Annotated in this window: 11 protein-coding genes; 7 read left to right on the top strand and 4 right to left on the bottom strand. The window is 61.7% G+C overall.

Annotation, left to right across the window (positions count from 1 at the left end):
- Positions 1-96: 96 nt before the first annotated feature.
- Positions 97-312, top strand: coding sequence for a DUF2970 domain-containing protein (locus BLU46_RS30155; RefSeq protein ID WP_008432997.1), 216 nt, complete (start codon positions 97-99; stop codon positions 310-312).
- A 6-nt stretch (positions 313-318) separates the two neighbouring features.
- Here BLU46_RS30155 and BLU46_RS30150 read toward each other — a convergent pair whose 3' ends face one another.
- Positions 319-1,398 carry an ABC transporter substrate-binding protein gene (locus BLU46_RS30150; protein ID WP_093209220.1) on the bottom strand — a complete coding sequence of 360 codons (1,080 nt, stop codon included), beginning with the start codon at positions 1,396-1,398 and terminating at the stop codon, positions 319-321.
- Between the two features lie 450 nt (positions 1,399-1,848).
- On the opposite strand from BLU46_RS30150, the gene BLU46_RS30145 reads away from it, so the two are divergent.
- Positions 1,849-3,507: a nitrite/sulfite reductase gene (locus tag BLU46_RS30145; RefSeq protein ID WP_093209215.1), complete on the top strand. Its 1,659-nt coding sequence runs from the start codon at positions 1,849-1,851 to the stop codon at positions 3,505-3,507.
- Positions 3,491-3,985: a DUF934 domain-containing protein gene (locus BLU46_RS30140; RefSeq protein ID WP_063029443.1), complete on the top strand. Its 495-nt coding sequence runs from the start codon at positions 3,491-3,493 to the stop codon at positions 3,983-3,985. Before BLU46_RS30145 ends, BLU46_RS30140 begins: the two co-directional genes overlap by 17 nt.
- Positions 3,986-4,030: 45 nt before the next feature.
- Here BLU46_RS30140 and BLU46_RS30135 read toward each other — a convergent pair whose 3' ends face one another.
- The 3 genes from BLU46_RS30135 to BLU46_RS30125 all read right to left on the bottom strand — a co-directional run bounded on the left by BLU46_RS30135 (position 4,031) and on the right by BLU46_RS30125 (position 7,717).
- The gene (locus BLU46_RS30135; protein ID WP_063029442.1) at positions 4,031-5,665 is read right to left on the bottom strand and encodes a SulP family inorganic anion transporter; all 1,635 of its coding nucleotides are present in this window, start codon (positions 5,663-5,665) and stop codon (positions 4,031-4,033) included.
- A complete protein-coding gene (locus BLU46_RS30130) occupies positions 5,655-6,272 on the bottom strand; it encodes a ParB-like protein (RefSeq protein WP_093209210.1) in 618 nt (205 codons plus the stop codon). Before BLU46_RS30130 ends, BLU46_RS30135 begins: the two co-directional genes overlap by 11 nt.
- 167 nt (positions 6,273-6,439) lie before the next feature.
- Positions 6,440-7,717 carry a serine/threonine transporter gene (locus BLU46_RS30125; protein WP_008433015.1) on the bottom strand — a complete coding sequence of 426 codons (1,278 nt, stop codon included), beginning with the start codon at positions 7,715-7,717 and terminating at the stop codon, positions 6,440-6,442.
- A 253-nt stretch (positions 7,718-7,970) separates the two neighbouring features.
- On the opposite strand from BLU46_RS30125, the gene BLU46_RS30120 reads away from it, so the two are divergent.
- The 4 genes from BLU46_RS30120 to BLU46_RS30105 all read left to right on the top strand — a co-directional run bounded on the left by BLU46_RS30120 (position 7,971) and on the right by BLU46_RS30105 (position 10,837).
- Positions 7,971-8,354, top strand: a complete 384-nt coding sequence (locus BLU46_RS30120) for a tautomerase family protein (protein ID WP_063029436.1) — start codon at positions 7,971-7,973, stop codon at positions 8,352-8,354.
- Positions 8,355-8,406: 52 nt separating this feature from the next.
- Entirely contained in the window at positions 8,407-9,003 is a 597-nt protein-coding gene (locus BLU46_RS30115; RefSeq protein WP_093209205.1) for a TetR/AcrR family transcriptional regulator, read from the top strand.
- A 215-nt stretch (positions 9,004-9,218) separates the two neighbouring features.
- Positions 9,219-9,755 carry a cysteine hydrolase family protein gene (locus tag BLU46_RS30110; protein WP_093209200.1) on the top strand — a complete coding sequence of 179 codons (537 nt, stop codon included), beginning with the start codon at positions 9,219-9,221 and terminating at the stop codon, positions 9,753-9,755.
- Between the two features lie 131 nt (positions 9,756-9,886).
- Positions 9,887-10,837 carry a 2-hydroxyacid dehydrogenase gene (locus tag BLU46_RS30105; RefSeq protein WP_093209196.1) on the top strand — a complete coding sequence of 317 codons (951 nt, stop codon included), beginning with the start codon at positions 9,887-9,889 and terminating at the stop codon, positions 10,835-10,837.
- The last annotated feature ends 89 nt before the right edge of the window (positions 10,838-10,926 follow it).

The following is a 10,926-nucleotide window of genomic DNA, read 5'->3' as shown; positions in this document are numbered from 1 at the left end:
CGGGCCAACCGCCAGGGCGGTAGATAGCTACAGCCGATGTTTTGCGGGAACTTGGCTATCCTCATCCATGGGTTTGATCCCTACCGCGAGGCCTTTATGGACGATTCCAACAACAAGCCGCCGACTTTCTGGCAGATGCTTCACAGCGTGATGGCAGCCGCCTTCGGGGTGCAGAGCGGGAAGAATCGCGCCCGCGACTTTACCCATGGCAAGCCCAGCCACTTTGTCATCCTGGGTATTGTGTTTACCGCTGTGTTTGCCTTGACCCTGTTTGGCATCGTCAAGCTGGTGCTGCACTTGGCCGGTGTTTGAACCCGGTCAAGGCATCAGCAGTTGCAGGCTGAACGGGTAGCGATAGGTGGCGGGCTTGCCCTGGGCTGACAGCGCGCGAAAATCGACGCCGTAGTCCTCGCGCCCCTGCATCTCTAAAAGGCGCGTGGCTTGTGGCGGATCAATCAATCGAAAGAGCCCGAGCTTACGCTCGCGCCCACCGTACTGCGCCATGCCCAGCCCCCGGGCATCGTCATGCAGCACCACCATCGCCCAACCGCCAAGGGTGAAATGCCCAGCCACCAGCACACTCAGGCGTCCCTCAAGGCGCGCCTGCAACGCTTCTGGCGAACTGTTGACCGCGCTGAACAACACGTCCGTGCCCGGCGTGCGGCCACTGCCTGTGAGTGCATCCATTGCCCCCAGCGCCATTTCATCGTTGGCCGACCACACCAGTGCGGTCTGCGGGTAGCGTTTGAATAACTGCGTGGCCTGGTCGAAAGCGCGCTGGCGGCTCCACTCGCCATACACCAACTGGCGCAGGCGCACCTCTGGATGATCCGCCAGGGCGCGCTGCAAACCTTGCTCGCGCAGTTGGGCGGCGGGAGTGGTCTTGGCTCCGGAGAACGCGATCAGGTCGAGGGTTTGGTCGGGGGCGACAGGCCCATGCAGGCGCAACAACTGGGTGAGCATCAAGTAGCCCGCCTGCTCGTCGTCGGCGACCATGCTGCCGATCCAGTTGGGGTATTTGCCCGCGTCCAGCAGTTGAGTCTGGTCCGCGGTCAGCGCGTTGTTGACAATCAGCAGCTTGACCCCGCTGCCTTGGGACAGGCGCAAGATCTGTGGGGCGATGTACTGCTCGTTGACCAGCACCAGGTAGTCCGGACGCTCGCTGCCTTGCAGGGCTTCACGGGCCTGCACCAGCGTGGCCTCAGGGTTGCGCTCGGAATAGCGCACACGCAAATCCAGGCCGAGGTCCCTGGCGGCGGCCTGCATGAATTGCGCGTAGCTGACCCAGAAGGTCTCGGTCGAATTGCCAGGGTTGAGAAACACCACCGACGTCGCCTGGGCGATGGCCCAGAACGGCATGCTCAGCACCAGCAAACACTTGCAGAGAACCTTCAACATTGTTGCCTGAGCCCTTCGGAATGACGACCCATGATAATGGCATGGGGCCGGTCAATCTCGGTTAATTGCCGATTGTCGGACAACTCAGCTCGGGCAACACCCTTTATTGATGGCTGACCCAGAACACGGCAGTGGAAACCACCAGAATAATCAAGAACAGAATGGCCCAGGCATCGACACTGCTGTCACTTTTGCGGGCTTTGGTCGGATTGCTCATAGCATCGCCTCTTGTCGGTTTTATAGGTGATTGCACAAAGACACGAGCACAGTAAAGATCATGATTGCCCGCATGACAAATGTGGGTATCACGATAACCGTTCTCATTAGGCGATTTGGTTATTTGCATATACTCAAACATCACTTTTGCGCATAAACGCAAACTGGTATCGTGCGCCGGCTCCGTTGGGAGTGCGCGGCCGTGCGCGCAGATTTGCCGAGAACAGGACCTATATGTACGTATACGACGAATACGATCAGCGCATCATCGAGGACCGCGTCAAGCAGTTCCGTGATCAGACCCGACGCTATCTGGCAGGTGAACTGAGCGAAGAAGAGTTCCGCCCTCTGCGCCTGCAAAATGGCCTTTATGTTCAGCGCTTTGCGCCGATGCTGCGGGTTGCCGTGCCTTATGGCCAACTGACTTCCCGTCAGACGCGCATGATGGCCAAGATTGCCCGCGACTTCGACAAGGGCTATGCCCACATCAGTACCCGCCAGAACGTGCAGTTCAACTGGCCGGCCCTGGAAGACGTGCCGGACATCCTGGCTGAATTGGCCACCGTGCAGATGCACGCCATTCAGACCAGTGGTAACTGCCTGCGCAACGTGACCACCGACCAATTCGCCGGCGTTGCCGCTGACGAGCTGATCGACCCACGCCCGTGGTGTGAGATCGTCCGTCAATGGACCACCTTCCACCCGGAATTCGCCTACCTGCCGCGCAAGTTCAAGATCGCCATCAATGGCTCGACCTCGGACCGCGCCGCCATCGAAGTGCACGATATCGGCCTGGAGCCGGTGCATAACGCCGCTGGCGAGTTGGGCTTCCGTGTGCTCGTCGGCGGTGGCCTCGGCCGTACGCCGGTGGTCGGCGCGTTCATCAACGAATTTCTGCCGTGGCAGGACCTGTTGAGCTACCTCGACGCGATCCTGCGGGTCTACAACCGCTACGGCCGTCGTGACAACAAGTACAAGGCCCGGATCAAGATCCTGGTAAAAGCGCTGACCCCTGAGGTGTTTGCCCAGAAGGTCGACGCCGAGATGGAACACTTGCGCGGCGGCCAGACCACCCTGACCGAAGCCGAAGTGCACCGCGTCGCCAAACACTTCGTCGATCCGGACTACAAGACCCTGAGCAATCAGGACGCCGCGTTGGCCGAGCTCGACCAGCAGCACCCGGGTTTCGCCCGCTGGCGCACCCGCAACACCCTGGCCCACAAAAAGCCGGGCTATGTGGCCGTGACCCTGTCGCTGAAACCTACCGGTGTTGCTCCGGGCGATATCACCGACAAGCAACTGGACGGTGTCGCCGACCTCGCCGAACGCTACAGCTTCGGCCAACTGCGCACCTCCCACGAGCAGAACATCATCCTCGCCGACGTCGAGCAGTCCCAACTGTTCACCCTATGGGGCGAGCTGCGCGAGCAGGGTTTTGCCACGCCGAACATCGGCCTGCTGACCGACATCATCTGCTGCCCGGGCGGCGATTTCTGCTCCCTGGCCAACGCCAAGTCGATCCCGATTGCCGAATCGATCCAGCGCCGTTTCGACGACCTGGATTACCTGTTCGACATCGGCGAACTGGACCTGAACATCTCCGGTTGCATGAACGCCTGTGGTCACCACCACGTCGGCCACATCGGCATCCTGGGCGTGGACAAGAAAGGCGAAGAATTCTACCAAGTGTCCCTGGGCGGCAGCGCCAGCCGCGATGCGAGCCTGGGCAAGATCCTCGGCCCGTCCTTCGCCCAGGAAGCCATGCCTGACGTGATCGGCAAGCTGATCGACGTATACGTTGAACAGCGCACCGAAGATGAGCGTTTCATCGACACCTACCAGCGCATCGGCATTGACCTGTTCAAGGAGCGCGTCTATGCAGCGAATCATTAAGAACAACGAAGTCGTCGACGAAACCTGGCACCTGCTGCCCAAGGACGCGAGCTTCGATGGCATCTCCAACTGCGACGACCTGATCGTGCCGCTGGCCCTGTGGCGCGAGCACGCTCACGCCCTCAAGGCCCGCGACGGCGGCCTGGGCGTGTGGCTGGACGCCGATGAAGAAGCCGAAGAGATCGGTGAGGACGTGGAGCACTTCCAGGTCATTGCCCTGAACTTCCCGGCCTTCACCGACGGTCGCAACTACTCCAACGCCCGCCTGCTGCGTGACCGTTATGGTTACAAAGGCGAGCTGCGGGCGATTGGCGATGTGCTGCGCGACCAGTTGTTCTACCTGCGCCGCTGCGGGTTCGATGCCTTCGCCTTGCGCGCAGACAAAGACCCGTATGAAGCGCTGGAAAGCCTCAAGGATTTCTCGGTGACGTACCAGGCCGCGACGGATGAACCGTTGCCATTGTTCCGCCGCCGTTAAGCCTCGCGCCAATAAAAAGCCCCGACCCGTCGGGGCTTTTTGCATTCAGGCGGCGGGCTGCAATGCGAGTTGCACCGCACCATCAACACTCAACCCACTGATCAGCACCTGCGGTGCACACGCCTCTGGCAATGTCTGCAACACCTCCTGCGCCTCATGGCGTACGCGGGCCAGCACCAGGCACTTGCCCTCCCCTTGCACTTGTACGAAAAACGCCTGCAATGCCTCGATACTGGTGCCGTCCAGGTCCGGTGATTCTTCCAGGCTGAGCACCACCGTGTGCACCGGTAACGTAGCGTGCCGCATCAGGCTCAACACCGCCCCCAGCACCCGCTCGGCATTCGCGAAGAACAGCGCCTCACTGGGCCGAACGATCAGCACACCGGAAATCCGTTCGGCGCTCGGGTGATGCAGCAAGTCGACAAAATCATGCCCACCGTCAATGCGCCCCAACTCGCGGACATCCGCCGACGACATCTGGCGCAACATCAACACCACGCTGATCCCGACCGCCACCAGCAGGCCATCCAGCACGCCGAGCACCAACACCGCCGCTACCGCGCAAATCACTAGCAACCGGTCGCGCCGCCAGGAGAAATAGCGGCCCAGGGGCTGCAGGCTCAAGCCACGGCCCAAGGCATAAATGACGATGGCGGCAAGCACCGGCTCCGGCGTCAATGCCACCAGGGGCAGCACTGTCAGTACGATCGCCAACACCACCAATGCCGCCACGGCGCCCGCCAGCCGGGAGTTGGCTCCCGCCGCCTCGTTGGCCGACGTCGCGGAATAACCGGCGCCAGTGGGCATGCCCTGGAACAGCCCGGACAACAGGTTGGCCGCCCCCAGCGCCAGCAAGTCACGGTTGGATGACACGCGATCACCGTGCTTGAGGGCGAACGCGCTGATGGAGCCGTAGGACTCGGCGTAAAGAATCATCACCATGGCAAACGCCAATTCCCCCAGGCGCAGCCAGTCGGCGAACGGCAACACCGGAAGGTGCGCGAACTCCAGGCGCAGGTCGATCACACCGATCAACGCCACGCCATGGGCCTGTAAATCCAGCCACTGGCCGGCGGCAATCCCGAGGATCACCACCAGTAGTCCGCCGGGCAGACGCTTGATTCGCGCGCATAGCCAGAGCAGGAGCAACGCGACACCCGCTACGGCAGCGGCGGCCCAGTTCCAGCGCGGCAGTTGCTCCAGGAGTTGGGGCAGAAAGCGAATCAGGTTGTTATCGGTCAGGTGCACCCCCACCACGCTGGCCAACTGCTTGAGGATGATGGTCAGCGCCAGGCCAAAGGCAAAGCCACGCAACACGGGCTTGGCGATAAACGAAGTCAACCCGCCCAGCTTGAGCAACCCGGCCAACAGGAAAAACGCCCCGGTCACCAATACCAGGCCCATTGCCAGGCTCAGCCTGAGTGCCGGGTCGCCCCCGGCCAACGTCGCCGTAGCGGCCGCCAGCACCGCCGCCGAGGATGACGTGGCGGAGACAATCGCGAAGCGGCTGGTGCCGAACAGGCCGTAGCACAGCAACCCGGCGAACAAGGCGATCACCCCTGCCTGGGGCGGCAATGCCGCGATGCTGGAATAGGCCACGGCCTCGGGCAGCAGCAAGCCGGCGATAGACAGGCCGGCCAACAAATCCTGGACGCGGTTCTGTCGGGTTTCAGTGGTCAATCGGGCCTACCCATCCTGGCAAGTAACGGGCTTCCTGGCTGCGGGCCAGGGTCATGGCCTTGCCCATCAACTTGGGGCTCAGGTCGCCGATCAGGTCGCTGCCAATGCGGCTGCGGAAAAAGTCGGCCCAGAGAAACTCGCTGAAAGGCGCGGCGTCCTTGGCGTAGCCGCCAGCGGTACGCAGCAGGCCCGCAAGGCTGCGGTAGGGATCGTCCTGCAGTTCCGTAATCCGTCGGGGAATCGCGTCGTAGGAGCGACGAATACCCCGCGCATCATAAGGATGTACCCATTGGTTGAAGGTCATGACGTTCCAGAACGTAGTGCGCTCGACAAACGACAGGTCCTTGAGCACCAGCAACGACACGCTCTTGACCTCTTCCTGCAACAACGCCAGGCCGAAGTGATGATGGTCGGTGATGTAGTAACGCTCGTCCGGCCCAATCACACAGGGAAACCAGTGCTGGTCGAGTGCAGCCGCGCGCTCCTTGCGCTTGAGCTTTTTCCAGGCCTCGCGCTTGGTCGCGACCTCGGCGAGGCCCACCGTCAATTGGGTGGGGTGCAGCTTTTCCAGCTTGCCGGTGATCAACTGCGGGCGGGCGCGAGCCATGACAACCTCCAGGTAAGAATTCGACGTGCCCTGTCAGACACCCGCGACAAGCTTAGCCGTGATTGCCTGCCTGGCGTTGATACTTATCAGCCCCTTAGGGTTTGCAGGCACAAAAAAGGCCGACTCGCCTGATGGGCGAGTCGGCCTTGCTCACAACGACCTGCGTATCAGGACATCAGCGAGTAAATCAACGCGGTGATCGCCACCAGGCCGACCGCCGTCACAAACACGTTGGACGCCTGGCCACGGTACTTGGCCATCGCCGGCACCTTGCGGATCGCGTACATCGGCATCAGGAACAGGATCGACGCAATGATCGGCCCGCCCAGGGTCTCGATCATGCCGAGGATGCTCGGGTTGAGGGTAGCGACGATCCAGCACACCACCAACATGAAGGCGGCCGTCATGCGGTCCAGGGTCTTGGCAGCCGGGCGGCGACCGCTTTTGAGCACCAGGCCCTTGAGGCCTTCGCTGGCGCCGATGTAGTGGCCCAGGAACGACTTGGCAATCGCCACAAACGCAATCAGCGGCGCGGCGAATTCGATGGTCGGGTTGCTGAAGTGGTTCGCCAGGTACGACAGGATCGACAGGTTCTGCGCCTTGGCTTCGGCCAGTTGGGCCGGCGACAGGGTCAGGACGCAGCTGAACACGAAGAACAGCACCATCACCACCATCAGGATGTGCGCCCGCGACAGGATCTGCGAGCTGCGTTCCTCGGCGTGTTCACCGTACTGGCGCTTCTGGTCCACCGCAAAGGCCGAGATGATCGGCGAGTGGTTGAACGAGAACACCATCACCGGAATCGCCAGCCACAGGGTGTGCAGCAGCGCCGACGGGGCCGGCACGGTACTCGCGGTGCTGAGGATGCCGCCGTTCCAGTGCGGCACCAGGTACACGGCGAGGAACAGCAAGGCAACGATAAACGGATACACCATCAGGCTCATGGCCTTGACGATCACCTGCTCGCCGCAACGCACCACGGCCAGCAGGCCGAGGATCAGCACCAGCGACAGGATCGCCCGCGGCGGCGGCGCGATGTGCAGTTGATGCTCCATGAAGCTGCCGACGGTGTTGGTCAGCGCCACGCTGTAGATCAGCAGGATCGGGAAGATCGCGAAGAAGTACAGCAAGGTGATCGCGGCACCGGCCTTGAGGCCGAAGTGTTCCTCGACCACGTCGGTGATGTCCGAGCCTTCACGGCCCGAGAGTACAAAGCGGGTCAGGCCACGGTGCGCGAAGAACGTCATCGGGAACGCCAGCAGCGCGAGGATCACCAACGGCCAGAAACCGCCAAGGCCCGCGTTGATCGGCAGGAACAAGGTGCCGGCGCCGATGGCCGTACCGAACAGGCCGAGCATCCAGGTGGTGTCCTGGCGGCTCCAGCTTGTGAGGGTTGCAGGTGTCGTTGCGTAGCGTTCGTCGACGCTATTGGCCTGATCATTCATCCGTTCGGATCTCCGCATTCACTCAGTCGGGACGAGTCAGAAAAACCTGACAGGCAGCGCCACGACCGAAACAGGGGCGCGATTGTCCGGGATTCGCTTGAAGAAGCAAAGACTTAGCTGAGGAATGGTTGTGCGCAGCAGATGATTGGAGAGGTTTGATGAGCAGTGTTTTTTAGATTTCGTTAAAAATCTATTTTATAAATTCCGGCTGTCATGTATTTTCAATGCCACGCCCCTCACTGGAATCACCGCCATGCCCATCGTGCGCATCGACCTTCGGAAAAACCCCGACGTCACCTACGCCAAGCGCGTCGGCGTGCTGATCTACAACGCCATGCACACGGCCATTGGCGTGCCTGAACACGACAATTTCCAGATCCTCACCGAGCACGATGAACACCACTTCATCTATGACCCCGAGTACCTGGGCATCCAGCGCAGTGACAACCTGGTGATTATCCAGATCACCCTGAACGAAGGCCGCAGCACCGAGCAGAAAAAGCTGTTGTACAAGACCATCGCCGAGAGCTTGAACCGTGAACTGGCGGTGCGCCTGGAAGACGTGTTTATCAGCCTGGTGGAAGTCAAGAAGGAAAACTGGTCGTTCGGCAACGGGATTGCGCAGTACGCCAGTTAAACGTTTTATGATGCCGTCCCCCCCTGCCACCACCTGATTCAGAGAGCCCTCGATGCCACGCGTGTCCCGCAAACAAGCCGAACTCAATCGCGAAATCATCGTCGAGGCCGCCACGCGGCTGTTTCGCGAGCGGGGCATCCATGGCATCAGCGTGTCGGACGTGATGGCGGCTGCCGGGCTGACCCATGGCGGTTTCTACGGGCACTTCGAGTCCCGCGAGGCGCTGGCCACCGAAGCCTGCAACCGGGCGTTCGAACAGTCGAGCCTGCGCTGGCAGGCCAGGGTCGAGCAAAGTCCGGATCCCGAGACCGCCCGCCTGGCATTGATTGATCCCTACCTCACGGCAGTCAATCGTGATAACCCCGGAGACAGTTGCCCGGTGGCGGCCTTCGCCGGGGAAATGTGCCACGAAGCTGCCGACAGCGCGTTGCAGCGCACTTTCATCCGCGGTCTCGAAGAGTCGATGGGGATCCTGGGCGCCACCCAGGCCACCGGGACCCCCGAAGGTGACCGGCAGGCTGCCATGGCCCAGTACGCAATGATGGTCGGTGCCATGACCCTGGCCCGTGCGACTAAAGGCAGCGGCCTGTCTGATGAATTCCTGGAAGCTGCCAGAAATCTGCTGATCCCGGAAAAAAACCTCGGCTGACGCGTTGACAGCCAAACGCCACCGCCAGCATGATCGGCCCATGAACATTTTTCAGCTGGCCCTCACCCGCACCACCACCACGACCGCTTCCGGCGGGTCGTGTGGTAGCTGTGAGTGGCGCACAATCTAAGCCACCCGGTTTTACCCAAGGCCCCGCCAGTAATGGACGGGGCCTTTTTATTGCTCCGCCCATGGCAACCACAAGGAGCAGTAACATGCCTGACATCAAGCGCCCCGCCCTGCTGGTCATCGATATGCAGACCGGTCTCTACGACGGCCCGGAAAAACCCTACGAGCGCCAGCGCGTACTCGACAGCATCAACCAGTTGATTCAGCGCGCCAGGCACGCTGGCGTGCCGGTTTTCGCTGCACGTCACACCGGCCCTGCGGGCTCGCCCATCGAGTTGGGCAGCCCGCTCTGGCAGCTATGGCCAGCGCTGGAGGTTGATGGGGCTCGCGACACGGTTTTCAACAAAACCCGGCCCAGCTGTTTTCTCGGCACCGAGCTGGCGCAGCAACTGGCGGCGGCGCAGGTGAATGAGCTGGTGATCGTCGGGATGAAAACCCAGTACTGCATCGACACAACCTGCCGGGTGGCCGTCGAACTGGGGTTCTCGGTGCTGCTGCCGGAGGATGCCCATACTTGCATGGACACTCCGGCGTTATCGGCCGCATCGATTATCGAGCACCACAACGCGACCTTGGCCGGGGCATTTGTGCGGCGCGTGAAGGCGGAAGATATCGGCTTTTAACCTCCCACTTGGAACGCCCGCCGGAGTATCAATCCCCGGCGGGCGTCGGATTTTTCTTCGCCTGACGCGGGATTCATTCGGAAAAAATGTCGCATACTGAAGCCATCAAACCCTTCAGGAAGAGCCCTCGCATGCCCGTTACCGTTCTGGTCCTGGTTGAAACCATCAACGACTACCTGCCGATCATCGAAGGCAATGGCTTTCATGTGATTCTCGCGCCGACCCCGGCCGAACGCGCCAAGGCCATCAAGACCCATGGCGGGCAGATCCAGGCGGTGCTGACCCGTGGCCCGCTGGGCCTGTACGCCGAGGAAATCGCCGCGCTGCCGCAACTGGAGATCATCTGCGTGATCGGCGCCGGGTATGAACACGTGGACCTGCAAGCCGCCAGCAACCGTGGAATCGTGGTCACCAATGGCGCCGGGGTGAATGCACCGTCGGTGGCGGACCATGCCATGGCCCTGCTGCTGTCCCTGGTGCGGGACATTCCCCGAGCAGACGCGGCAATACGGCGCAGCGAATGGCCCAAGATCATGCGCCCGTCCCTGGCCGGTAAACAGCTGGGCATTCTTGGCCTGGGGGCCGTCGGCCTGGAGATCGCCAAGCGCGCGGCCCTGGGTTTCGGCATGGAGGTGAGTTACCACAATCGCCAGCCCCGCGATGATGTGGACTACACCTACTGCGCCACCGCCGTGGAACTGGCGCGGGCCTCGGACTTCCTGATCCTCGCAACGCCAGGCGGCGCCAGCACGCGGCATTTGATCGACCGCCAGGCCCTCGACGCGCTGGGGCCCAACGGTTTCCTGGTGAACATCGGCCGTGGCAGCGTGGTGGTCACCACCGACCTGATTGCCGCCCTGGAACAACGGCGCATCGGCGGCGCGGCACTGGATGTGTTCGACGATGAACCCAACGTGCCCGATGCGCTCAAGCGCCTCAGCAACACCGTACTCACGCCCCACGTCGCCGGCCTGTCGCCGGAAGCCGCCCACGACACCGTGCAGCGCGTGGCGGACAACCTGCTGGAATACTTCGCCGGCCGCCCTGTACTGACACCCGTGACATTGCCACCCAAAAAATAGTAGCCAATAGCCAGCAACCATCCAAATCCTGACTACACTGCTTGCGGGGATGCTCAGGACGTCGGCACTGGACCGGCAAAGGAACGCAG

Origin of the sequence: Pseudomonas yamanorum, assembly GCF_900105735.1 — a bacterium.
Lineage (GTDB): Bacteria > Pseudomonadota > Gammaproteobacteria > Pseudomonadales > Pseudomonadaceae > Aquipseudomonas > Aquipseudomonas yamanorum.
The sequence above is the reverse complement of the archived record's forward strand: the minus strand, read 5'-3'. Positions and strand labels throughout refer to the sequence as shown.

Excerpts from the sequence above, each read along its gene's own strand:
- BLU46_RS30155 (WP_008432997.1), top strand. The coding sequence starts at position 97 with ATGGACGATTCCAACAACAAGCCGCCGACTTTCTGGCAGATGCTTCAC.
- BLU46_RS30150 (WP_093209220.1), bottom strand. The coding sequence starts at position 1,398 with ATGTTGAAGGTTCTCTGCAAGTGTTTGCTGGTGCTGAGCATGCCGTTC.
- BLU46_RS30145 (WP_093209215.1), top strand. The coding sequence starts at position 1,849 with ATGTACGTATACGACGAATACGATCAGCGCATCATCGAGGACCGCGTC.
- BLU46_RS30140 (WP_063029443.1), top strand. The coding sequence starts at position 3,491 with ATGCAGCGAATCATTAAGAACAACGAAGTCGTCGACGAAACCTGGCAC.
- BLU46_RS30130 (WP_093209210.1), bottom strand. The coding sequence starts at position 6,272 with ATGGCTCGCGCCCGCCCGCAGTTGATCACCGGCAAGCTGGAAAAGCTG.
- BLU46_RS30125 (WP_008433015.1), bottom strand. The coding sequence starts at position 7,717 with ATGAATGATCAGGCCAATAGCGTCGACGAACGCTACGCAACGACACCT.
- BLU46_RS30120 (WP_063029436.1), top strand. The coding sequence starts at position 7,971 with ATGCCCATCGTGCGCATCGACCTTCGGAAAAACCCCGACGTCACCTAC.
- BLU46_RS30115 (WP_093209205.1), top strand. The coding sequence starts at position 8,407 with ATGCCACGCGTGTCCCGCAAACAAGCCGAACTCAATCGCGAAATCATC.
- BLU46_RS30110 (WP_093209200.1), top strand. The coding sequence starts at position 9,219 with ATGCCTGACATCAAGCGCCCCGCCCTGCTGGTCATCGATATGCAGACC.
- BLU46_RS30105 (WP_093209196.1), top strand. The coding sequence starts at position 9,887 with ATGCCCGTTACCGTTCTGGTCCTGGTTGAAACCATCAACGACTACCTG.